Origin of the sequence: Campylobacter concisus, from assembly GCF_002914195.1 — a bacterium.
In the GTDB taxonomy this organism is placed as follows: Bacteria; Campylobacterota; Campylobacteria; order Campylobacterales; family Campylobacteraceae; genus Campylobacter_A; species Campylobacter_A concisus_M.
In genome coordinates this window covers 21,065-42,011 of the sequence record NZ_PPAU01000132.1, presented here as the reverse complement: position 1 = coordinate 42,011, position 20,947 = coordinate 21,065, and the positions used below count along the sequence as shown (strand labels likewise).

Sequence of the window (20,947 nt, the reverse complement as noted above, 5' to 3'; positions counted from 1 at the left end):
TTAGCCTATTTTGGCCTTTAAAAGCTCATTGACCTTGCCTGGATTAAAGGCACCCTTGCCCTCTTTCATCACCTGACCCACAAAGAAGCCAAATATCTTATCTTTGCCGTTTTTATACTCTTCGACTTTGTCGGCGTTCGCAGCTAAAATTTGATCTATGATCGCGATGATCGCTGAGTCGTCGCTCACTTGTTTTAAGCCAAGCTTTTCGATGACGCTATCAACGTCCGCGTCATTTTCCATTAGATAGTCTAGCACCTCTTTTGCAGCTTTGCCGCTTATCGTGCCATCTTCTATGCGTTTTAGTAAATTTATCATCTTAGCGCTGCTAACTGGGCTTGTCTCGATCGTTACGCCGTTATTTAAGCGACCAAGAAGCTCGACTATGAGCCAAGTAGTAGCAAGCTTTGGTTGAATTCCAGCGGCGATCAGCTCTTCAAAATATCTAGCCATCTCAACGCTTTGAGTTAAATTTAGCGCATCACTCTCTTTTACGCCTAGCTCGCTAACATATCTTGCGACCTTTTGCTCGGCAAGCTCTGGAATTTTTATCGCTTCGTTATACATCTGCTCTGACACTTCAACAGGCAGCAAGTCAGGGTCAGGAAAGTACCTATACTCCGCGCTATCCTCTTTGCCACGCATAGATCTTGTCACTAAATTTGTCGTATCAAACAGCCTTGTCTCTTGATAGACTTCTTGGTCGTATTTGCCGTCTTCCCAAGCTGCGCTTTGGCGCTCCACCTCGTAATCGATCGCTTTTTGGATAAATTTAAATGAGTTTAGATTTTTTATCTCAACCCTTGTGTAAAGCTTGGTATCGCCTTTTGGACGGATAGAGACGTTTGCGTCGCAGCGAAAGCTGCCCTCTTGCATATTTGCATCACTTATATTTAAAAAGCGAAGGATCGAGTGCAATTTTTTAAGATAAGCCACCGCCTCATCACTGCTTCTAAGATCTGGCTCACTAACTATCTCAAGAAGTGGCGTGCCGGCTCTATTTAGATCAACCAAACTCTCGGTTTCTTCATGGATGTTCTTTCCAGCGTCCTCTTCAAGGTGTGCTCTTGTTACACCGATACGTTTTTTAGTACCATTTACGTCGATTATTAGCTCGCCACCTTCTACGATAGGGATCTCAAACTGGGAAATTTGATATGCCTTTGGAAGGTCTGGATAGAAGTAGTTTTTTCTATTAAAGACTGATTTTTTATTTATCTTAGCGTTTATCGCTGTGCCAAAGCTGATCGCCTTTTTAACGGACTCTTTGTTTAGCACAGGTAGCGCTCCAGGTAGAGCTAGGCAGGTCGGACAAACGTGAGTGTTTGCCTCGTCGCCAAAGCTAGTCGAGCAAGAGCAGAAAATTTTAGTTTTTGTATTAAGCTGAGTATGAACTTCTAAACCGATAACGACTTCAAACATATTTTTACCTTTAAATTTATGCAAATTTTTAAGGCGTATTTTAGCGATACTTTCTTTTAAAATATCTAAAAATGAGCGTTTTGACTGGAAAATAAAGAAGGTGATTCAAAAATTTAAATAGTTTAAAAAGGAAAAAGCCATATAAAAATATGGCTTTAAATTTTAATGCTCGTGCTCACTAATAGCAACAGCACCAGCTAAATAAACGTAAGTTAGCATCATAAAGATAAATGTTTGCAAAACAGCCATAAGCGTTAGAAGTGCAAAAGCTGGAAGTGGAGCAAACCAAGGTGCAAGTGTAAGCATTGCTAGCAAGAACAAATCATCTCCCTTGATATTACCAAAAAGACGAAATGATAGCGAAACTACACGTGAAAGATGCGAGATGACTTCAACTGGAAACATAATAGGAGCTAGAAATTTATTCGGCCCCATAAAGTGTCCAAAGTATTTAAAAAATCCATTTTCTCTAATGCCCTCAAAGTTATAATAAACAAATACAACTAAAGCCAAAACTAGAGTTAAATTTAGACTTGATGTTGGTGACTCAAATCCAGGAATAATACCTACAACATTTGAAAAAAATACGATAAAACCGATAGTTGCAACAAGTGGAAGATATTTCCTTGCTAGTTTTTCACTACCTAAAGTATCTCTTCCCATAGATATAACGCCTTCTAAATAGGCTTCAACTATATTTTGAAGACCTCTTGGTACAAGCTGCATCTTACTCCTTGCTATATAAGCAACTATGATAACAATCAAAGCTACAAGCAGAAAGTGAAACGCATAGATAAAGGCGTGGGAGCTATTTAGGAAATTTGAAAATAGAAACAAATCTTTCATTAATTTACCTTGGATTTAGAATTTTTCGTGATTGTAACAAAATTATTGTTAAAACATTTTTAATTTTAAACTCTGAAATAATCGAAAATCAATTTACAAATAGTCACTGCAACTACCACTAAAAACATTGTTCTAATAAATTTAACCTCTTTTTTAATGACAAGATTTGATCCAAAATATGCGCCTAAAATTTGACCAACTGCCATTAAAAGTCCAACAGCCCAAAGCATCTGTCCACCAGCTATAAAAATGCCAAGAGCAACGATATTGCTAGTAAAATTTAAGAGTTTTGTATGAGCGACAGCCTTTTTTAAATTTAGCCCAATTAATGCCACTATCGCAAATGTCCAAAAAGAGCCTGTTCCTGGACCAAAAAAACCATCATAAAAGCCAAGCATTAGTCCAAAAACTACATAAAATAGCTTTTCATTCATCTTTGCGGCTCTATCATTTTCGCCGACTTTTGGCATAAAAAGCGTGTAGATGAAAATAGCAATCAGCAAAAATGGGATAATTATCTTTAAAAAATTTGTATTTAAAAATAGAATAACCACTGCTCCAATGATAGCTCCAATGAAAGTAAAAACGATACCTACAAAGCACTCTTTATAATTAATTAATCCCCGTTTTGTGAAATTTAGAGTCGCTGTAAAGCTACCAAAAACTCCTTGAAGCTTATTTGTACCAAGTGCAAGGTGTGGTGGTACGCCCATCGCCATAATAGCTGGAAGCGTTATAAGCCCACCTCCACCAGCGATAGAATCGATAAAACCACCTAAAAACGCAGCTACAAAAAAAACGACATAGCTAAGTAGATCAAATTCCATTTTTTGCTCTTTTGATAATTGAAATAAAAGCAGATTGTAATTTATTTGTACTTATCTTTTTGTAAAATTTTTATATTTAAAATGAGAGATTTTTAAAATTTATAAATTTAAACGAGCCTTTAGATCTAGCTCAAAGACTCGTTTATTAAAGTGATTACTTAATAACGCCACAAAGCATTCTAGCGCCACCACCGCCAAGTGCTTTTGGATTGTCGCTGTGATTGTCGCCACCAACATGAACCATTAGTGAGTGACCTTTTAGCTCGTCAAGATTTTTTATCTTTGGGGCTAGTACTGGATAGTTCGCATTGCCCTCAGCATCTACATAAAGTGCTGGCAAATCACCTTTGTGACCTTTATCATCCCAGGCAAAAGAGTGCATTTTTGTGCCAGCTGGATCCCAGTGGCCACCTGCTTTCATGCCAAGACCTTTTTCAGTCGCACCACAGTCAGCATTTTCATGGATGTGAAAGCCGTGTAGCCCTGCAGTAAGTCCTTTTAAATTTGGAAAAAATGCAACGCCGTAGTTTGTCTTAACAGCTACTACTTCGCCGACACTCTTATCGCCCTTCTCGCTTAGCTCATTAACAGGTATAACTAGATGCTCTCCAGCCTTTGGATCAAAGTGATGGCCTTCGTGAGCAAAAAGCAAAGTTCCTAAAACTGCACTTAGTAAAACGATTTTTTTCATACAAGCTCCTTATGGATAAAATTGTATGGCAAGTCTACCCTAAATTTAAAAATTTAGCAATAATTTTTATTGATTAAGATTTTTTATGATAGTTTCTAACTCTTTACTCTGCCCTATTCTATAAAGCGCAAAGTCGTATTTTATCGGATCAAACTCATCAAATTCTCTAAGTTTTTTTGTAAGATCCATGACTGCTTTGAAATCGTAGCTCTTTCTGTTTATAAGTCCTAAATTTAAAGAAACTCTATGCGTATGCACGTCAAGTGGCATCAAAAGCCTATCTTTTGGTAAATTTTTAAACAGTCCAAGGTCAATGTCGCTATCCCTTACCATCCAGCGAAGATACATATTGTAACGTTTATATGGGCTTTGTGGCTCTTTGTCAAAACTCTTACCAAAGAAAAACTCATATCCGTCAGAGCGGTAAGAATTTAGCTTATATATAAATTTTATAAGCTCATTTACGCCCTCTATCATCTCGCCATTTTTTGCAAGGCCTTGGCGTAAAATTTCCTCTATTTCGCCCTCTTTTTTAAGGCGTGAGAGAGTGATGAAAATTTCTTTTACATCATTTTCATTTTGAAAGCGATATTTGAAATTTGATAAATTTTTCTTGATATTTTGCTCGCTCTCATCAAGCAAACTAAAATCAAGTAAATTTAGAAATTTCACTATCATTTTTGCATTACCATAAGCAAATAACGCACAAATGAGCGCTATGTTTGGCTCTTTAAATTTAGTGGCTACCTGAAGTGGATCTGGGGCTTCAAACAGCCCCAAATTTGTATTTTTGCTAAGTACGTGTGAGTCTAAAAGGCTCTTTAGTTCGATCATTGTTTTAGTGAAAGAAGCGTGTCAAGCATTTGATCAACTGTCGTGATGATCTTTGCCGCTGCGCCGTAACTTGCTTGAAAGCGGATCAAATTTGTAAGCTCTTCATTTGTATCTACGCCACTTGTTGATTGAAATTCTTCTTCAGCTGTCTTTTGCAAAGACGTATTTGTGTCGTGGATAGTATTATTTGCCTCTGTATCACTCGCCATGTCAGTCGTAAGATAGCGGTAATATCCCTCGATCGTTTCATCTCTATCAAGCGCTATGCCACTTGAGTAAAAGGTCTGCTTTTGATACTGAAGCTGGATCATTTTATTTGCAACTTCATTATTTCCGATAACTGGCTTTGAGTAGGCACGAAGCTTTGTGTGGTCTTGGGTAAAATTTTGATTTATACCGATACTATTTGAGTCAGTACCTGAGAAAAATCTATTTATACCAACAGCACCTGGGAAATTTGTGCCGTGATCGACTATTGATATGCTATAAAGCCCTTGAGCTTGTTTTGGAATGAGAGAAAATGTGCCTTTTTTAGTATTTTTATCATAAAAATATGACGCCTCAAAAAAGTCATCAACGTCATTTAGCATATTATTGTCTTTATTGTCATCTGAGTTTGAGTTAAAGTCTTTGACGATAGAGTTGCCATATCTTGTATCATTCATCGTCGTCGTTCCATTTACATTTATAGTTTTTCTGGCCACGACATTGCCTTTGTTATCATAAACAATAGCTTCAAAACTTCCGTTTCTTATACTATTATCATGATTCATCAATGTCTTATCACCTTCTAAATAGCTTATCGGATCTGAGTTAGAAATTTCAACTGCAGATTCGGCATAGATATTATTTGTACTTGTTATCAAGGTTTTACTAAATGTATTTAAATTATCAATGTATTTTTGGATCGTTCCGTCGCTAAATTTATCATTATCTGGCTCGTAGTTTCGGCCCCTAAGATCAAGTGCAGCTCCGATTTTACCACCTATGATCTTTTCTTCCATTGGGATTCTTCTGCCATCTTCTCTTTCATAATAAATTTTTGTATATCGTCCACTTTCAGTTGAACTCATAGAAATTTCATGAAAATTTACACCATCAACGATACTTACACCGCCAATATTTAGATTGTAGTATTTTCCTTGATCTGTTATTCCTGTATCTACCCTAGAATTGCTCTTTAGATCGCTTTTATAAACAGCTGTATTTACTAGCTTTGACATAGCAAGTTCTAATTCATCACGTTTATCACGAAGATCATTTGCATTTATTTTTATACCAGCGTCTGCGCCTGATTCTATTCTTTGGATTTGCTTATTAATGTTTGCTATTTGTCTGCCTAGAGAATTTATCTCTTTTATATTTATTTTTATTGTTTCATCAATCTTTTCATGCATATCATAAAGCATCTTTGATGAGCGGTTGATACTTGCAGTCAATACACTTGCTTTATTTATCAAATTTACTTTCTGAGCACCAGCATTAGGATTTGAAGCAAAGTTATTCCACGCGGAAAAATACTCCTGAATGTCCTTCACCATTCCATTATCTTTTAGATCAGGAAAATATTTTGTAGCTTCTTGCAAAATTCTTTGTTTATAGGCTGTATTTTCTAAATTTGATGATGAGTATTTTAATCTTGAGTAGGCAAACTCATCATGAAGTCTTGTTATAGTATCTACTTGTGTGCCTGTACCAACTCCGCCAGGGACTGTATTCATCGCTGGAGATGCAGATTGGACAACACGTTGCCTTGTATAGTAGTTGCTATCGGCGTTTGCTATATTATTTCCGGTTGTACTTATTTGAAGCTGGGCTGCATTTAGTCCCGAAACACCCGTGCCTAATGACATAAAAATATTAGCCATTTTTTAAACCCTTGATTTATAAAAATTATTATCTATGCTGTTTCCATCTTGGCCGTATTCACTTGTTTTAGTGCCAAAAATTTTTTCATTAAGTGAGTCAAAAAATTCTTTAACAGCAACGACATGCCTTGCATATTCTTTATTAACTTTATGTAAATTTTCAAGCTTTGAACGCATAAGTACAAGCTTTGACTTCACTTCATCGTCTAAAACACTAGCAAGTGTAGTCGTACCGCTCTCTTTTGATACCTTTAAAAGCTCTTTATCTAGTGCTCTTTTTGTATCTTCAAATGCACGAACTAAGGCATTTTTTTTCTTTACACTCTCATCAACGCTTGAGTGTTTAGCCTCTTTTATATTTGCGATATCTTGTATGGTTAAATTTATAAGCTCATCAAGCTCGCCTATAGCCTCGTCCAAAAGCTTTTTAATCATTTAAATTCCTTAATTACAGCAACGCATCAGCCACAGCCCTAGCCGTTTTTGAGATATCAACCTGATAAGTGCCATTTGCTATGGCATCAGCTATCTCTTTTAGCTTTGCGTTTTCGTTTGTTCTTACTTCTTTACTCTGAGTTTCGACCTTGGCATCGCTATTTTTATTTAGCGTATTTGCCTGAAAATTTGGTCTTTGGTTCAAAGGCCTTATCATATTCATACCTCTTAAAATAAAATGTTTATATCACTACATCGGCAGAATATAAATTTACTTAAGAGTCTCTCTTTAAAAAATCGTACAAAAGTTCTGAAAAACCAAGATTTCCACTCAATGCTTTACTCATTGCATCGTTATACATTGACCTATAAATGTCGCTACCAGCAGCTTTTGGATATAGCGAGTTGTGCTCATCTTCTTTTAAAGCAATATCAAGCACAGCCTTTACCATATAAGCCTCAAATGCATCAGTTTGCTCTTTTAAAAGAGCATCTTGTTTAGCATTTGCGTTTTTTATCTTATTTGTAGAAATTTCATTGTATGAATTTAGCGCTAAGGTGTTATCTATTTGCATTATATTATCTCCAAATCAACTTGTATCGCACCAACTCGCTTTAAATTTTCAAGTATCGATATGATATCACTTGGTGTTGCCCCAAGCTTATTTAGCGCTCTTGTTACATTTGCAACGGTTGTTTTTTCACCTGAAATTTTAAGTAAATTTTGACTAGGTGCGACCGACGTATCGCTTCCTATATTTACATCATTTTGCGCTGCCTCGTCATAGCTATTTGGCTCTATTTTTATTGTGATTGCACCATGCGTTAAGACAACTGGGCTAACCACAGCATTTATGCCGCTTACTATTGTGCCAGTTCTTTCATCAACCACTATCTTCTCATCTGGCTTATACTCCACATCAAGATCAAGCACAGCGCTTGCAAGCTCGATGATGCTAACATCATCTGGCTTTTTAACGATGACCGTTCTTGGATCGATCGCCTTTGCAGTATCGTCTGAAATGTTTGCATTTATGGCGTTTTGGATATCAAGAGCGGTTTTAAAATTTGTATCTTTTAGGCTTAGTCTTATGCTATCTTGATTGTAAATGTCATAAGTAACTTCTCGCTCAACCAAAGCTCCATTTAGGATAGAGCCAACGGTCGGGTGATTGCCACCTGATCTACCCACGCTTTTACCACCGATGCTTAAAGCACCCTGAGCCAAAGCGTAAATATCACCATCAACGCCTTTTAGTGGCGTCATGAGAAGAGTACCACCTTGCAAACTTTTTGCATCGCCGATAGATGAGATCACGATATCAAGCTTATCGCCATGCCTTGCAAATGCAGGAAGCTTAGCTGTTACCATAACAGCAGCTGCGTTTTTTGACTTGATATCATCTGGATTTATCTTTACGTTTACACCTTGAAGCATGTTTGATAGAGACTGTATCGTAAATTTTGACGTTGAGCCATCACCTGTGCCGTTTAGTCCGACAACTAGGCCGTAGCCTATTAGCTGGTTATCTCTTACGCCAACTATGCTTGCAAGCTCTTTTATCTGCGTAGCAAAAGCTGAAGTAGCTATCACAGAAGCTGCTACAAAAGATAAAAATTTTTTCATATTTTTTCCTAAAAATTAGCTATTTTTAGGTTTTTAAAGCAAAAGATGTTCCAAATTTTTATAAATTATTGGAAGTAAGAGAGCGAAGTAGCTCCAAATTTTTTAAATTTTACAAGTTTATATGTAGAAATTTCATCGCAAAATTTAAAGTCGCTGTTGTGTTCAAAAACTATCATATAAATTTTCTCTTTTTTTAGCTGTGAGATTAAATTTACAAGCTTTTCGTAGATGCCATCAAAGCCAGCTCTTATGTCAAACGGTGGATCAAGGTAGAGCAAGACTTTGCCACTTTGAGAATTTATAAGATCAGGCAAGACAGAAAAGGAATCACCATTTATCGCTTTTAAATTTGAGCACCCTAGGCTAGCAAGATTGCTTTGTGTGATCTTAAAAGCGGCTCTATCTTTTTCGATAGCGATAGCCTCACGTGCTCCGTTGCTAATGGCCTCGCTTGCCATCACGCCACTTCCACCAAAGCCCTCTATAAATGTAAGCGAGTAAATTTCATCTCTAATGACGTTAAAGAAGGACTCTTTTACGATGCTTTTTGTGCTTCTAGTCGTGCTTAGGCTTGGCAGTTCAAGCCTTTTACCTTTAAATTTACCACTTGAGATTTTAGTGTAGAGTTTCACTGGTTTGCCCTTAGAATTTCAAGAAGATCGGCTTTAAATTTATCTATCAAAAGTGAAATTTTCTCTTCTAAGCCCTTTTCATTTTTAGCTTCATTTAGCTCATTTGCTTTTGAAATTTGCATAGCTGAGTAAAATTCTTCAAGCGTATCAAGAAGTGCCATTTTGGTAAAAGGATGAGAAAGATGAGCATTTTTACCTATTATAAATAGTGGTTTTTTTGTCGCAATCTCGCGGTCACTTACTACAAAATCACAATCCTTATGATGAGCAGCTAAATTTCCACAAAAAAGCAGCAGTGTCTTTTGAAGTAAAACACACTCGCACTCAAATGAAATTTTCATATCTCTTCCTATAAATTTTTGCTCGATTTTAGCCTAAATAATCAAAAATTTATATAAACACTAAAGGATTTTAAAATTTTACCGATGTAGAAGCTAACGTAAGTTTTAAGGAGTAAAACTATGGAAATCTTTAAGGCAGCAGCAAATCAGGTGCTAGATACGAGCATGAGCACATCTGCTCAGCGTCAAATAGATAGCAGACCTATTGAGCATTCTGATGTTAAATTAAGTGCTGATAAAAACAATGAAACCAAAGATGTTAACGAGCTAGACGGACTTAGCAACGAAGAGCTTGCCAAAAGAACAAGAGAGGTCACCGATAGACTAAACTATCAAATGCAGCAGCTCGATACTAATGTAAGATTTGCTTACAATGAGAAGCTAAATTTAATGGTCGTGCAAGTAAAAGACGCTAAAACTGGCGAGGAGATAACACAACTTCCTAGCAAAGAAGCTATAAGAATAAGCGAGTATTTCAAGGAAAGTATCGGAATACTTTTTGACAAGGAGAGTTAAAAATGGCAGTAGGTAACGTAACAAATTTAGGAATCGGTACAAAAAATAGCGGACTAAATGACGATCTTATCAAGAAATTAAAAGAAGCAGATGAAGCAGGACAGATCAAGCCTTTAACAAAAAGACTAGAAAGAAATGACCTAAAGCAAAAAGACCTTGCAGCGCTAAAAACTCTAGTTAGCAACGTAAACGTAAGTGGTAAAACACTTGGCGGAGAGGCGCTTTATCTAAAAAGAACTACAAATAATGCTGGCAAAAGCGTAACAGCCTCAGCGTCAAATGGTGTTAGCGTACAAAATTTTAGTATCGATGTGCAAAAACTTGCTCAAAAAGATACATTTCAAAGCTCAAATTTCAAAAACGCTTCAAACTTAGTAGGTGCGACAAATAACGGCTCTTTTGATGTTGAGATCGATGGACAAAAATTTTCTATTAGCGTAACTAGATCAACCACATATCAAGATATTGTAGACAAGATAAATGATATCAGTGGCGGCAAATTACAAGCTAGAATTTTAAATGTTGGCGGAGATAAGCCAAATCAAATCATGCTTCAATCAGGCAACACTGGCGCAACACAGACTATTAAATTTTCAAATGATACGGCTGGTGTTTTAGATAAGCTTGGCTGGGATAGTACGCAGTTTCAGGACAAAGATGCAAATGGCACTCTACTAACAAATCCTGATGGCACACCAAAGATGACATCAAATTTTGAAAAGAATAGAATTTTAAAGGCACAAGATGCGGAATTTACATATAACGGAGTAAATGTAAAAAGAAGCAAAAATACCTTCAACGACTTAAGACCGGGAATTTCTATTACATTAAATGAAACCGGCAAAACAAACGTGAGCGTTTCTCAGGATACAAAAGAGGTAATAAAAGCGGTTGAAGAATTTATCAAAGACTACAACCTAATGACCATGAACCTTGGTATAGCCACAAAATATGACGAGGAAAAAGGAGCTGGCACTTTCCAAGGCGTTAGCGAAATTTCAAGCTTAAGATCAAATATTGGTCGTCTTGTAAACGGACAAGATAGCGAAGGCAAAGCATTAAGCAAATATGGCATAGTACCTGATAAAGACGGACAGCTTCAGCTTGACCTAAATAAACTAAATGCAGCTCTTAGTAAAGATCCTGAAGAGATTCAGAAATTTTTCATGGGATCAAGCAAGATCGAGCCAATAAGCTATATGGGAGCATCGACTGTTAGCGCTGGAGCACTGGACATAAAAGCTGGTGATCTTACGATAAACGGCAAGTCAGTTACATTCTCAACTACTGCCACTGCCACAGCCGAAGAGAATGCACTAAAACTTCAACAAGCTATAAATGACGCTGGTATAACTGGAGTTACAGCTAGTCTTGATAAAAGTGGCAAAAGAATCGTCTTAAAAAGAAGCGATGGTGAAAATATCGAAGTAAAAGGTAAAAATTCAGCCTTAACAGCTCTAGGCATGAATGAAGCTACCATAAATCCAGTAACCAAAAAGACAGATGGGCTATTTACAAAGCTAGCTAAAATGCTTGATGGTGTAGTTGGCAAAAGTGGCACGATGGTTGCTATGCAAAATCAATTAAAAGACGAAAACGAGTCGATCACAAAAAACAAAGAGAGCACACAAAAGCTTTTAGATGAAAAGTACACAACAATGCAAGAGCGTTTTATAAAGTACAACGCTATCATCGCGAGTTTAGAAAATCAGTTCTCGACACTAAAATCAATGATCGATGCAGAGATAAATAGTAGAAAATAAGAGAGAAAGATGAATCAGAGTGCATATAGTGCATACGCACAGTCTAGTTTTGGGGGCATTGAGTCCCCAACTAAATTAATAGAAATGCTTTATGACGGAATTTTAAAATTTATATTTCGTACCAAAAAGGCGATAGAAGCTGGAGATATAGAGAAAAAAGTTTATTATATTAATAGGACAAACGCTATTTTTGTTGAGCTTTTAAATTCGCTTGATTATTCTCAAGGCGACGTAGCCCACTATCTTAGCGGCCTTTATACAAGACAGATGCAGCTTCTTGCCATGGCAAATATTCAAAACGATGTTGCAGCTTTAAATGAAGTAACCAATGTCGTAAAGCAACTATCTGAAGCATGGAGAGAGGTAACATCAGGTGAATAGTTGGATTAATGAATTTAAATTAGCATTGATAAACGAAGATACGAGCAAGATAGCTGCTTTGTCAGAAAATTTTAGTGAGGATATGTTTACAAATCTAGCTTTGGCACAAGAAGCACAAGCACTAATTGGCGGAGCAATAGAGCTTTTAAAAAGCAAGTCTTCACACATCCAAAATGAGCTTATAAAGCTACAAAAAGCTCAAAAATACGTAACAAACTAATCAATTTTTATAAATTTAAAGGCACGGCGTTAAGCCGAGTTCTGTCTTGAGCGATCATTTATCTACGCTTGCTTTTACAAACAAGCTCTAGCGAAGGGTTTTAATATAAGACCAAAACCATCCCTTCTTGCTGCAGGTTGGGTTTATATGGCCACGCAAGTTACCAAGCGTGCCGGTGGGCTCTTACTCCGCCGTTTCACCTTTACCGCCGAAGCGGAAGTCTACTTTCTGTTACACTATCCCTTAGGTTTCCCTAGCCATCCGTTAGATGGAACCTTGTCTTATCGCAGCTCGGACTTTCCTCTTTTGCAAAAACAAAAGCGATCGCTTACCGTGCCAGAGCAAAATTATAGCGCCTTTGGCTTAAATTTCTAGCTTTAAAAGCTTTAGACTTTTAACTTTATGTTTTTTATTTAAAAGGCAGATTTGCAAACAGATAGAGTGCTTTGAGTAAATATTTAGCGTATGTTTTGTTAAAAATTTATCTCAAAGCGCAATAAATTCAGCATTATTTATAGGTCGTAAATCGTACAAGTTCCCAAATTTCTCCATTATCTCGTGCGTGGCCTGCGTAAAAGGCTCGCAGCCAAAGTGCGGCACAACGCAAAAATCAACCAAATTTAACCCTGTAAAATCACTCGTTTTCGCGCTATTTTCATCCATCAGTGTAGCATATCTAGTATCTGGTGCAGCCACGGTCGCTCCCGCCGACTCGCCGATATAAATTTTGCCCGCTTTGACTGCATTTTTTATAGCTTGCCAGACGCGCGATTTTCGCAGCTCGTTAAGCAGATAAAATGTATTTCCACCGCTAACGTAAATGATATCACACTGACTAATGGCAGATAAAATTTTATCTTCACAAGATGGCTCATCTTGGCTAGATACTAGCGCTGCCGAATCCTTGGCGCAAGAGACGTCAAGGCGTATTAGCTTCGCGCCAAATTTTTCTAAAATCTCCACCGCTTCATCTACGTAAAAATTCACCTCTTCAAATTTTGCTGCCGTATCGATAAAAGCAACGTGCTTACCTTGAAAATCTATCATTTCATTGATCTTACTCGCAACCTCCGCAAAATAAGAGCAAAGAAAAATATTTGCCATTTTTAATCCCTTTAAAATATAAATTTGTAAACGCATTATATCTAAACGTTCCTAGAAACGCTCGCGTTTCACGTCGCTCGCGTCTTGCTCCACGGATAAATTTTAGCGATTTTAAGATATGAATCTTGGTATAAAAATTTGATAAATTTTGCCTCAAATTTGAGCTTAAAACGACAAGGCAAAGTTTTTGCTCCGTTTTGCTCACAGCTTTTAAAGAGCATTAGGCAAGGCAGATTTTGATTTGAGAAATTTAAACAAAAAAGTTAAGTTGAAGTCTTGCGAGATGGTTTTAAATGTTTTCTACATCGCTATGCTCGTAGCTAAACAAAAGAAATAAATTTCGTCCAAAAATAAGGTATACAGCCTATCGCGGAGCGAAATTTATACTCTGCTTGCACTTACGAGCATAGACACAAAAATCATTTAAAAGCGCTCACAAGACGAGTCGCCGCCCTATTCAAAGATGTTTTTATGCAAGATTTCTTCTAGCACCACCGTTGCGTAGCTACCTTTTTGCAGCGTAAAATTTATCGTAAAGTGCGCTTTTTCTTCGTTGTATTTGTAGCTTGTATCCTCCAAGTAGCACCACGCAAAGCGCCTAGATCCCGTCATTTTAGCTTTGTATTCATTTGCCTGCGCGAAAACTTGATCCTCTACCATTCTCGCCGCCCCCTGCGCCTCATACGCCTTCGCGCCCGCGATCAGCCCGCAGCTAGTGATATCTCTAGCGTCAAAGCGTGCGCCCTCCGCGTCCAAATCCTCGCATAAAAAGCACTTGCCGTGCGGGTAGTGCCCCAAGACTTCGCCCCCTATCAGCTTAAAAAATCTCTTTTGTGATTTTAAATTTTTCAAAATCGCGTTATCAAGATACGGGTAAATTTGAGCTAGCTCGCCTAGGCTAAAATCCTGCGCAAACTTCGAAATCTCCACGCGTTTGCTAAGCCAACGATTAAAAAGATCACTTTGATATGCCGAGATCAAAAAGTCGTTTAGCTTTGGATTTTTGCTCTTTTTGCCGTTTATCGTCCCGTTTTTAAGTAGCTCAAGCCCAGTTGCAGCGTTGTCGCCAAATTTACCAAAACGCTGATAGCCAAAATAGTTTGCATAGCCCATTTTATCGATGCTAACAAATGCTTGCTCTAGCTTTTTGGCATTACTTGGTAACACCTTTTTTAAGCGAATGAAAAAGCTATTTCCCTTTAGATGTCCGATGCGAAGCTTATTTTTATGCGCATTTAGGCTTAAAATTTTAATCTTTTCGTGACTAAAATTCGCTAAATTGCTCTCAAATTTACGTGGCATAGAGATAAACTGAGTCGTCATACCTTGCTTGTCCTTTAGCCCAGCGTAGCCAAAATCACGCATCTTAGCTCCTGTAACCTCGCTTAAGACATGCAAGGCCTCTTGTGTCGTCATATCTTTTTTAGAAATTTCAACGATTAAGTGCTCACCGTCACCGCTAAACTCATAAAGTGGTATTTCGCGCACGACAAAATCATCTGAATTTTTAGAAAAGTAGGCCTCGATAGGCGCATGAGTGAGTGCATAAAGTGGCTTAAAAGTGGTGGTTTCTTGCATTTTGTTTTAACCTTTTATTTGAAATTTTTGCAAAGACGTTAATCTTTGTCCGTGTTTTTGCGGCAATCCTTTTGATAGCGTTTAAATTTTTAGGACTAAAAGTAAATAAAATTTCATACTCTTCACCGCTACTAAGCTCAAATTTACTTAGCTTTTTTGTAAATTTAGCACCCTTTTTGTTAGCCTTTAAAAGCTTAGCAAAATCTGCATTTAGCCCATCTGAGATATCCATAGCGGAGTTTACAAGATGAGCTGCTTTGTAGAAAAATTTATCTCTTAAAATAGGCTTTTTAAATCGTGAGTTTTTTGAAATTTGGCCAAGCCTAAGAAGTGAATTTAGCCCCTTTTGACTACCTCCAAGCTCGCCAGTAAAAGCCACCAGATCGCCGTATTTTGCATTTTTCCTAAGCACAGCTTTACCATTTAGCTCGCCAATTACACTAACGCTTATATTTAAAATTTTACTACTTATCGTATCTCCACCGATAATCTTTACACTAAACTCCTCGCACGCTCTATTTATGCCGCTACTTAGCTCTTTGATTTGTTGCGGTGTGAAATTTTTTGGCAAGCTAAGTCCAAGAAGGACAAATTTTGGCCTAGCATTCATCACGATCGTATCTGAAAAATTTACGATCATCGCCTTATAGCCGATCTCTTCAAGGCTTAGCCAGCCATGCTTAAAGTGCGAGTTTTCAGCAAAGATATCCTTGCTAAAGACCTGCTTGCCAAGCACGGCCGCATCATCGCCAATATAAGCGTTACCAAAGCATTCAATCGTAAAATTTTCTTTATCCATCGGGCCATTATAATGAAACTCCTTTTAATTTTAGGATAAAATAAGCCAAAAAAGGAGCCAAATGCAAAAAATAGAAATTTTTAGATTTAATGCAAAAAAGGATATTTTGTCGTATTTCAAACCATATTTTTTAGAAATTTTAGATTACGCAAACCTTGACGAGCTATTTTTGCATATTAAAAAGATTGATCCGTATTTTCAGCCAACAACTGGCTTTGTGAAAGTAAATGATGTCGTAGTGAGCACCGCTGAACCATTAGTAAATTTATATGAGAAATTTGCAGGCAAACTTGTGATTTCGCCACTTGATGAAAAAAGAACGGTTTTAGATCTTGAGATAAATGATGACGACTTTTGGGAGAAATTTAAGCCATTTGATAAATTTTGCAATCAAGCAGACAAAGATTTTTATGCAAGCTTAAAGCCATATTTTTATGCTGATTTTGTGAGAGAATACGAGCCAAATTTTATAGGTGCAGCGGCCATCATACTAGCTCATCATCTTTATAAAAAAGAAAAAAATGATGAGATCATGAGGCTTATCAACAATGAAAATGGTATTTTAATAGCTTGCAAGATTGATGATTTTATCTTTGGCGGAAGCGAAATTTATACCGAAGCGATTAGGTTTTTTAAAGAAATTTTAGGGATAAAAGAGGATAAGACCTCAAAAAATGAGCTTGAAAAGATAAAGAGCTTGGATAAATTTAAAGAGTTCAAAATAGCCGTAAGCGATAAAATCCCTGCAAATTTAGATAAATTTAGAGCAAATTTTATAAATCTAAACATCAAATTTCCTTGTGGATTTGAACTTTTAAAAGTAAACGAAAAGCTTGCATTTGCACTTGCAAGCAAGACCATCTTTAATGCATTTGATAGTGGGGCTGATTTTTTAATAGCTAGCAATGAGGCTGAGTTTTATATGTTTGAAACGCTTTCAAAAAAGCTTGAAAAATTTACAAACAGAAGCTTGCAGGATTTTTATGTTTTAAGAGTTAGCGAACTGATCGAGCTTGAAAATGGCAAAATTCCAGCAAGCCTAAAAGAGCATACGCTAAAAGTAAATCTAGTCTAAAACTAGAGAATTTATTTTTGCGAAGTCGTATTTTGCTCGCTTAAGGCTTCTTCTTTTTCGTCTTCTCGTCTTATCTCATCGTACCTTGCTTTGGCATTTTCATAAACACCAGCTGGTAGGCTTATGTTTAAATCGTCCTTTAAGCTCATCACATCATCACAAGCATTTTGGTAGCCAAGGTCGCAACTTTTCATATAATAGCTCACACCAAGCTCAATATTTGAGTGTTTTTTTAGATCACTATCCATTTGTTCATTTATCTCTTCATTTACAAACATATCGCCCAAAGCCTCGCACGAAAGCACATCTTTTTGCTCGCAACCATCATAAAAAATTTCATACGCAGTTGCGTAATCTCCGGCATTTAGTGCCTCAATGCCTCTGTCATAATCATCGATGTCAAAGCTAAATGCTAAATTTAAAGCTAGGATTAAAAAAACTATCTTTTTCATATAAAGCTCGGTGCGTCATTTGAAAATAGTATGAGATCGCCAGCACGCGTATTTTGAGCTAGAATTTCTTGCATTTTATTTTTATCCTTTAAGATGATGATCTTTGGCTTTATGATGTACTTTAGTAAAACTTCAGCGTTTAGCGAGCTTGTGATGATAACAAGGTCAAAAATTTCATTTATCACCTTGGCTAAATTTGTATTTTGCTCCGCATCACTCTCGACAATGCCTGGTGTTAGCAGCACTTTTCTGCCAGCATAGGTGCTTACAAGCTCGTAGCTTGCGCTCATACCTGAAAAATTTCCATTAAAGCTATCGTCAATTATCAACTTACCGCCAGCCTCGATCTTGCTTAGGCGGTGCTCGACGTTTTTCATCCTAGATAGCGCTTTATCTACCGCTTCATCGCTCATTTTTAGGTATTTTGCCACCTTTATACAAACTGCTAAATTTGTAGCGTTAAATTTGCCAAGCAGCGGCGAAGCGTAACTCTTGCCATCAAGCATAAATGAAATTCCATCTAAATTTGCGTTTATATCTTTTAGGCTCTCATCGTAAATTTCTAAATTTTGGCTTGGCTCTTTTTTTGTCGAGCTATGTAAAAATGCCATTTGCAAACGAGCGCTTTGAAGTGCTTCAAGCTTGGTAGAGCGGATATTATCAAGCGTTTTAAAATACTCAATGTGTTGCGCACCTATCTCACCTACGATGACGATTTGTGGGTTTAGAAATTTAGTGATCTCTAAAATGTCGCCCTTTAGCCTAGCGCCTGCTTCTACGATATAAATTTGCGTTTGCTCACTTAAGTTTTCATTGATATCTTTGATGATGCCAGCCATTGTATTTACGCTGCGAGGTGTTTTGTAGCAGACAAAGTTATCTTTTAAAATTTCAAATAAGAAATTTTTGATACTAGTTTTGCCGTAGCTTGCTGTGATCAAGATGATTTTTAGATCTTTGTTTGCGCCAAGTTTTTTAAGCGCCTTGTTTTTAAATCCTTGAAATTTTATCTTTTCTAAAATTTCACTAAAAAATAGGCTAACAACCAAGACAAAAAGTGGCATCGGAGCTAAAAATACCTTGTGAATGATAAAATTTAGAGCGTAGTTTAGGATAATAGCGCAAGCAAGGATCACAAAGAAGTGCTTGACCCTGGCGGTAAAGACTAGCTTTTTATCAAGTTTTTTGTGCCAAAGATAAAGAGCTGGCAAAAGCGCAAAGTAAAAATAGATAAAAAACCACTTACCAGTCGTGTAAAAAAGCACCAACGGCACAATAAAGAAAAAGACGTGCCAAACAGGCTTTGTGAAGTGAAAGAGTACGCGCTCAGGCCTATATGAAAACCACTGAAAGCAAGTAATCACATAAAAAGCGAGTGCAAAGATAAATAAAACTGTGCTTATGCTTAAAAATATACTCATCTTATCTCCTCGATCCCGCTCTCATCATCATCTAGCACGACATTTTTAGCTTCATCTAGCTCAAATTTTAGCCCTTTTTCTATCTCTTCACTTATAAATTTAGCGTGAAGTAAAAAGAAAAAATGATCACCGCTAAGCGGAAAAAATGAACTATTTTTAATGAGCTTATGTATGCTCTCTCCGCTTGTTATAGGCGTTGCTTTGTCATTTTCTCCCCAAAATATAAAAGCCTTGCCACTAAAGCTGGCAAAATGCTTCGTAAAATCCTCATCAACTACGTTTTTTAGGGTCTCATACATCACTCTGCTCATACCGCTCACATCTTTTGTGGCAAAGAGTTTATAAAATTTTCCAAATCCAAAAAACTTAAAAATTTTAAAAATAGCGATCTTTGCGCGCACGATAAATGGCTTTTTGACAACTATGCCAGCTGAGCTTAAAAGCACAAGATGTAGCGGCTTTAGAAGTGTTGCGACCTTACCACCAAAGCTATGACCTACGATGATATCTGGCTTTATGCCAAGCTCATCACAGAAATTTTCAACGATTTTTGCATAATCGCTTGTTTTTAAAGGATCAGTAATTGAGCTTTTACCAAAGCCTGGCATATCGATATAAACGTGACACAGCTCGCTCAAATATGAACCAAAAGCCTTTTTCATTATCTCTTTATTAGCGCCCCAGCCGTGCAAGAAAAGCACTATTTTTTTGCATTTTGGATTTACTACTTCGTAGCTGATCTCATACTCGTCTGAGCTGTATTTTACCATCCTACTCGCCATCGTTTTCTCTTTTTTTTGCAGTATAAATGCTCTCAAGCACGCTCACTGCTTCGCAAAGGCGCTCATACTCTTCCATATTTAAAAGTACAGCTTCAAATTTATTATTTTTAACAATGACCGCTCTTTTTAATTCATTAGCTCCCACGCGAGAGAGCACTGAACTAAAATTTCTAACCACTTCAGTTGCCGTATAAATTTCGTCTTTTGTAAAAGTTACCATTGTCGCTCTTTGTGTAAAATTTTACGTAAAATATCACAAACTACTTTATAATCTACTAAATGGCCTAAATTTTTCCGCGACCTTTTACTGAAGTGATCGAGTTTATGAAGCTATAATCGATCTTTATATTACGCTCTCTTGGAAGTGAGTTTGCAAGAGCGTTTAAAGTGCTCTCAAAATCCTCAAATAGATAGTTTGCAAGGCTTCCTGGATTTGGATTTATCTCGTTTAGATAGACCTCATCATCTATCACAAAAAAGTCGCATCTAATGATCGCCCCATCAAAACCGCAATCATAAATTTTAGAAAAATTAAATTTGAGCTTTTGTTTTAGCTCCTCAGAGATATCGGCCTCTTTGACCTTGCTCTCGTTTGAAAAGCTAAGATACTTTTGCTCGTAGTCTAAAAATTCTTTCTTTTTTGGCTCTTCGATGATAGAAAATTTTATCTTTCCATCTATCTTACAGCCTGCAAGGTTGTACTCTTTTACTCCCTTTATAAAAGGCTCGACAAGCACATCCTTATCAAACTCAAATGCCACATCTTTTGCATAAGCTAGCTCGCTGACGTCATGCACTATATTTACGCCGATGCTACTTCCAAGTCTTGCTGGCTTTAAGATAATAGGATAGTGAAATTTTGGCTGGCTCTCACGAGTTAGCATCTCATAATCAAGCGCCTTTACACCAGCTTTTTGTGCTAGAAATTTAGTAAGCTCTTTGTTGTAGCTAAGCGCACTTACTTCAAGCCTTGGACCTATATATTTTATGCCGTAAAAGTCAAAAAGTGCTGCTATCTTGCCATCTTCGCCGTCCATGCCATGGATCAAATTTATAATGACATCACACTCTACTTTTTTATCGCCAAAAAGAGAGTGTATGAAAAATCCGCCTTTAGATAAAATGAGCTTTTTTGAATTTTTGTATTTGCCAGAGCTAAAGAAATTTGCTCTCATATCTTTCTCTTCGATCAGGTAAAAGTCCCTATTTGCATCGCAAAATATAAATTTTAGCTCTTGCTTTAGGATATTTTTTAAAACTATCGCACTAACTATGCTTATCTCATGTTCATAGCTCTTTGCTCCAAATATCACACCTAAATTCATCTTTTTAT

At 37.0% G+C, this 20,947-nt stretch carries 25 protein-coding genes and 1 other RNA gene; 5 read left to right on the top strand and 21 right to left on the bottom strand.

Going from position 1 to position 20,947, the window contains the following annotated elements; all coding sequences use genetic code 11:
- The 12 genes from gatB to CYP28_RS09295 form a co-directional block, all read right to left on the bottom strand.
- Window positions 1-1,422, bottom strand: a complete 1,422-nt coding sequence (gene gatB / locus CYP28_RS09350; protein WP_103593959.1) for an Asp-tRNA(Asn)/Glu-tRNA(Gln) amidotransferase subunit GatB — start codon at window positions 1,420-1,422, stop codon at window positions 1-3.
- Between the two features lie 162 nt (window positions 1,423-1,584).
- A complete protein-coding gene (locus tag CYP28_RS09345) occupies window positions 1,585-2,268 on the bottom strand; it encodes a F0F1 ATP synthase subunit A (RefSeq protein ID WP_054196701.1) in 684 nt (227 codons plus the stop codon).
- 65 nt (window positions 2,269-2,333) lie between these two features.
- Complete coding sequence (locus tag CYP28_RS09340) at window positions 2,334-3,095, bottom strand: TSUP family transporter (RefSeq protein WP_087577113.1); 762 nt, start codon at window positions 3,093-3,095, stop codon at window positions 2,334-2,336.
- Between the two features lie 154 nt (window positions 3,096-3,249).
- Complete coding sequence (locus CYP28_RS09335) at window positions 3,250-3,786, bottom strand: superoxide dismutase family protein (protein ID WP_103593958.1); 537 nt, start codon at window positions 3,784-3,786, stop codon at window positions 3,250-3,252.
- Window positions 3,787-3,852: 66 nt separating this feature from the next.
- Entirely contained in the window at window positions 3,853-4,620 is a 768-nt protein-coding gene (locus CYP28_RS09330) for a TIGR02757 family protein (protein WP_103588683.1), read from the bottom strand.
- Window positions 4,617-6,488, bottom strand: coding sequence for a flagellar hook-associated protein FlgK (gene flgK, locus CYP28_RS09325; protein ID WP_103593957.1), 1,872 nt, complete (start codon window positions 6,486-6,488; stop codon window positions 4,617-4,619). The genes CYP28_RS09330 and flgK overlap by 4 nt, the downstream gene beginning before the upstream one ends.
- A 3-nt stretch (window positions 6,489-6,491) precedes the next feature.
- Window positions 6,492-6,923, bottom strand: a complete 432-nt coding sequence (flgN, locus tag CYP28_RS09320; RefSeq protein WP_072594306.1) for a flagellar export chaperone FlgN — start codon at window positions 6,921-6,923, stop codon at window positions 6,492-6,494.
- Window positions 6,924-6,936: 13 nt separating this feature from the next.
- Window positions 6,937-7,140, bottom strand: coding sequence for a flagellar biosynthesis anti-sigma factor FlgM (locus CYP28_RS09315; RefSeq protein WP_072594307.1), 204 nt, complete (start codon window positions 7,138-7,140; stop codon window positions 6,937-6,939).
- A gap of 58 nt (window positions 7,141-7,198) precedes the next feature.
- Window positions 7,199-7,498 carry a rod-binding protein gene (locus CYP28_RS09310; protein ID WP_054196705.1) on the bottom strand — a complete coding sequence of 100 codons (300 nt, stop codon included), beginning with the start codon at window positions 7,496-7,498 and terminating at the stop codon, window positions 7,199-7,201.
- Window positions 7,498-8,550, bottom strand: coding sequence for a flagellar basal body P-ring protein FlgI (locus CYP28_RS09305; RefSeq protein ID WP_103593956.1), 1,053 nt, complete (start codon window positions 8,548-8,550; stop codon window positions 7,498-7,500). Before CYP28_RS09305 ends, CYP28_RS09310 begins: the two co-directional genes overlap by 1 nt.
- A gap of 65 nt (window positions 8,551-8,615) precedes the next feature.
- A complete protein-coding gene (gene rsmD / locus CYP28_RS09300; RefSeq protein ID WP_103593955.1) occupies window positions 8,616-9,182 on the bottom strand; it encodes a 16S rRNA (guanine(966)-N(2))-methyltransferase RsmD in 567 nt (188 codons plus the stop codon).
- A complete protein-coding gene (locus CYP28_RS09295; RefSeq protein WP_103593954.1) occupies window positions 9,179-9,523 on the bottom strand; it encodes an ornithine carbamoyltransferase in 345 nt (114 codons plus the stop codon). The genes rsmD and CYP28_RS09295 overlap by 4 nt, the downstream gene beginning before the upstream one ends.
- Before the next feature lie 120 nt (window positions 9,524-9,643).
- Here CYP28_RS09295 and CYP28_RS09290 point away from each other — a divergent pair, with 120 nt between their 5' ends.
- Genes CYP28_RS09290 through CYP28_RS09275 form a run of 4 tightly spaced genes read left to right on the top strand, consistent with a single transcriptional unit; the run spans window position 9,644 to window position 12,403 of the window.
- Window positions 9,644-10,039, top strand: coding sequence for a FlaG family protein (locus tag CYP28_RS09290; RefSeq protein WP_084041076.1), 396 nt, complete (start codon window positions 9,644-9,646; stop codon window positions 10,037-10,039).
- A 2-nt stretch (window positions 10,040-10,041) separates the two neighbouring features.
- The gene (gene fliD / locus CYP28_RS09285) at window positions 10,042-11,802 is read left to right on the top strand and encodes a flagellar filament capping protein FliD (protein WP_103593953.1); all 1,761 of its coding nucleotides are present in this window, start codon (window positions 10,042-10,044) and stop codon (window positions 11,800-11,802) included.
- Between the two features lie 9 nt (window positions 11,803-11,811).
- The gene (gene fliS, locus CYP28_RS09280; RefSeq protein ID WP_072594313.1) at window positions 11,812-12,183 is read left to right on the top strand and encodes a flagellar export chaperone FliS; all 372 of its coding nucleotides are present in this window, start codon (window positions 11,812-11,814) and stop codon (window positions 12,181-12,183) included.
- Window positions 12,176-12,403, top strand: a complete 228-nt coding sequence (locus CYP28_RS09275; protein ID WP_087577120.1) for a hypothetical protein — start codon at window positions 12,176-12,178, stop codon at window positions 12,401-12,403. The genes fliS and CYP28_RS09275 overlap by 8 nt, the downstream gene beginning before the upstream one ends.
- 14 nt (window positions 12,404-12,417) lie before the next feature.
- Here the strand turns inward: CYP28_RS09275 and rnpB are convergent.
- From rnpB to CYP28_RS09255, 4 genes are all read right to left on the bottom strand, one after another.
- An RNA gene (rnpB, locus tag CYP28_RS09270) (RNase P RNA component class A) lies at window positions 12,418-12,743 on the bottom strand.
- A 146-nt stretch (window positions 12,744-12,889) separates the two neighbouring features.
- Entirely contained in the window at window positions 12,890-13,507 is a 618-nt protein-coding gene (locus CYP28_RS09265) for a Type 1 glutamine amidotransferase-like domain-containing protein (RefSeq protein WP_180997974.1), read from the bottom strand.
- A gap of 453 nt (window positions 13,508-13,960) precedes the next feature.
- Window positions 13,961-15,085: a tRNA pseudouridine(13) synthase TruD gene (gene truD, locus CYP28_RS09260; protein WP_103593951.1), complete on the bottom strand. Its 1,125-nt coding sequence runs from the start codon at window positions 15,083-15,085 to the stop codon at window positions 13,961-13,963.
- Window positions 15,063-15,884, bottom strand: a complete 822-nt coding sequence (locus tag CYP28_RS09255) for a thiamine-phosphate kinase (RefSeq protein WP_103593950.1) — start codon at window positions 15,882-15,884, stop codon at window positions 15,063-15,065. The genes truD and CYP28_RS09255 overlap by 23 nt, the downstream gene beginning before the upstream one ends.
- A 61-nt stretch (window positions 15,885-15,945) precedes the next feature.
- Here CYP28_RS09255 and CYP28_RS09250 point away from each other — a divergent pair, with 61 nt between their 5' ends.
- Window positions 15,946-16,959 carry a hypothetical protein gene (locus CYP28_RS09250; RefSeq protein WP_103593949.1) on the top strand — a complete coding sequence of 338 codons (1,014 nt, stop codon included), beginning with the start codon at window positions 15,946-15,948 and terminating at the stop codon, window positions 16,957-16,959.
- 11 nt (window positions 16,960-16,970) lie between these two features.
- On the opposite strand, the gene CYP28_RS09245 is transcribed toward CYP28_RS09250, so the two are convergent.
- The 5 genes from CYP28_RS09245 to CYP28_RS09225 form a co-directional block, all read right to left on the bottom strand.
- Window positions 16,971-17,411 (bottom strand): hypothetical protein, encoded by a 441-nt coding sequence (locus CYP28_RS09245; RefSeq protein WP_103593948.1) that lies wholly within the window; start codon window positions 17,409-17,411, stop codon window positions 16,971-16,973.
- The gene (locus tag CYP28_RS09240; RefSeq protein WP_103593947.1) at window positions 17,408-18,832 is read right to left on the bottom strand and encodes a Mur ligase family protein; all 1,425 of its coding nucleotides are present in this window, start codon (window positions 18,830-18,832) and stop codon (window positions 17,408-17,410) included. Before CYP28_RS09240 ends, CYP28_RS09245 begins: the two co-directional genes overlap by 4 nt.
- Entirely contained in the window at window positions 18,829-19,614 is a 786-nt protein-coding gene (locus CYP28_RS09235; protein ID WP_103593946.1) for an alpha/beta fold hydrolase, read from the bottom strand. Before CYP28_RS09235 ends, CYP28_RS09240 begins: the two co-directional genes overlap by 4 nt.
- Window positions 19,604-19,834 (bottom strand): type II toxin-antitoxin system Phd/YefM family antitoxin, encoded by a 231-nt coding sequence (locus tag CYP28_RS09230; RefSeq protein WP_021091404.1) that lies wholly within the window; start codon window positions 19,832-19,834, stop codon window positions 19,604-19,606. Before CYP28_RS09230 ends, CYP28_RS09235 begins: the two co-directional genes overlap by 11 nt.
- 64 nt (window positions 19,835-19,898) lie before the next feature.
- Window positions 19,899-20,939: a D-alanine--D-alanine ligase gene (locus CYP28_RS09225; RefSeq protein WP_103593945.1), complete on the bottom strand. Its 1,041-nt coding sequence runs from the start codon at window positions 20,937-20,939 to the stop codon at window positions 19,899-19,901.
- Window positions 20,940-20,947: the final 8 nt, after the last annotated feature.

Excerpts from the sequence above, each read along its gene's own strand:
- CYP28_RS09240 (WP_103593947.1), bottom strand. The coding sequence starts at position 18,832 with ATGAGTATATTTTTAAGCATAAGCACAGTTTTATTTATCTTTGCACTC.
- CYP28_RS09230 (WP_021091404.1), bottom strand. The coding sequence starts at position 19,834 with ATGGTAACTTTTACAAAAGACGAAATTTATACGGCAACTGAAGTGGTT.
- CYP28_RS09340 (WP_087577113.1), bottom strand. The coding sequence starts at position 3,095 with ATGGAATTTGATCTACTTAGCTATGTCGTTTTTTTTGTAGCTGCGTTT.
- CYP28_RS09295 (WP_103593954.1), bottom strand. The coding sequence starts at position 9,523 with ATGAAAATTTCATTTGAGTGCGAGTGTGTTTTACTTCAAAAGACACTG.
- flgN (WP_072594306.1), bottom strand. The coding sequence starts at position 6,923 with ATGATTAAAAAGCTTTTGGACGAGGCTATAGGCGAGCTTGATGAGCTT.
- CYP28_RS09255 (WP_103593950.1), bottom strand. The coding sequence starts at position 15,884 with ATGGATAAAGAAAATTTTACGATTGAATGCTTTGGTAACGCTTATATT.
- CYP28_RS09250 (WP_103593949.1), top strand. The coding sequence starts at position 15,946 with ATGCAAAAAATAGAAATTTTTAGATTTAATGCAAAAAAGGATATTTTG.
- CYP28_RS09330 (WP_103588683.1), bottom strand. The coding sequence starts at position 4,620 with ATGATCGAACTAAAGAGCCTTTTAGACTCACACGTACTTAGCAAAAAT.
- fliS (WP_072594313.1), top strand. The coding sequence starts at position 11,812 with ATGAATCAGAGTGCATATAGTGCATACGCACAGTCTAGTTTTGGGGGC.
- gatB (WP_103593959.1), bottom strand. The coding sequence starts at position 1,422 with ATGTTTGAAGTCGTTATCGGTTTAGAAGTTCATACTCAGCTTAATACA.
- CYP28_RS09345 (WP_054196701.1), bottom strand. The coding sequence starts at position 2,268 with ATGAAAGATTTGTTTCTATTTTCAAATTTCCTAAATAGCTCCCACGCC.
- fliD (WP_103593953.1), top strand. The coding sequence starts at position 10,042 with ATGGCAGTAGGTAACGTAACAAATTTAGGAATCGGTACAAAAAATAGC.
- CYP28_RS09225 (WP_103593945.1), bottom strand. The coding sequence starts at position 20,939 with ATGAATTTAGGTGTGATATTTGGAGCAAAGAGCTATGAACATGAGATA.
- flgK (WP_103593957.1), bottom strand. The coding sequence starts at position 6,488 with ATGGCTAATATTTTTATGTCATTAGGCACGGGTGTTTCGGGACTAAAT.
- CYP28_RS09335 (WP_103593958.1), bottom strand. The coding sequence starts at position 3,786 with ATGAAAAAAATCGTTTTACTAAGTGCAGTTTTAGGAACTTTGCTTTTT.
- CYP28_RS09235 (WP_103593946.1), bottom strand. The coding sequence starts at position 19,614 with ATGGCGAGTAGGATGGTAAAATACAGCTCAGACGAGTATGAGATCAGC.
- CYP28_RS09315 (WP_072594307.1), bottom strand. The coding sequence starts at position 7,140 with ATGATAAGGCCTTTGAACCAAAGACCAAATTTTCAGGCAAATACGCTA.
- CYP28_RS09245 (WP_103593948.1), bottom strand. The coding sequence starts at position 17,411 with ATGAAAAAGATAGTTTTTTTAATCCTAGCTTTAAATTTAGCATTTAGC.
- CYP28_RS09290 (WP_084041076.1), top strand. The coding sequence starts at position 9,644 with ATGGAAATCTTTAAGGCAGCAGCAAATCAGGTGCTAGATACGAGCATG.
- CYP28_RS09265 (WP_180997974.1), bottom strand. The coding sequence starts at position 13,507 with ATGGCAAATATTTTTCTTTGCTCTTATTTTGCGGAGGTTGCGAGTAAG.
- CYP28_RS09310 (WP_054196705.1), bottom strand. The coding sequence starts at position 7,498 with ATGCAAATAGATAACACCTTAGCGCTAAATTCATACAATGAAATTTCT.
- CYP28_RS09305 (WP_103593956.1), bottom strand. The coding sequence starts at position 8,550 with ATGAAAAAATTTTTATCTTTTGTAGCAGCTTCTGTGATAGCTACTTCA.
- truD (WP_103593951.1), bottom strand. The coding sequence starts at position 15,085 with ATGCAAGAAACCACCACTTTTAAGCCACTTTATGCACTCACTCATGCG.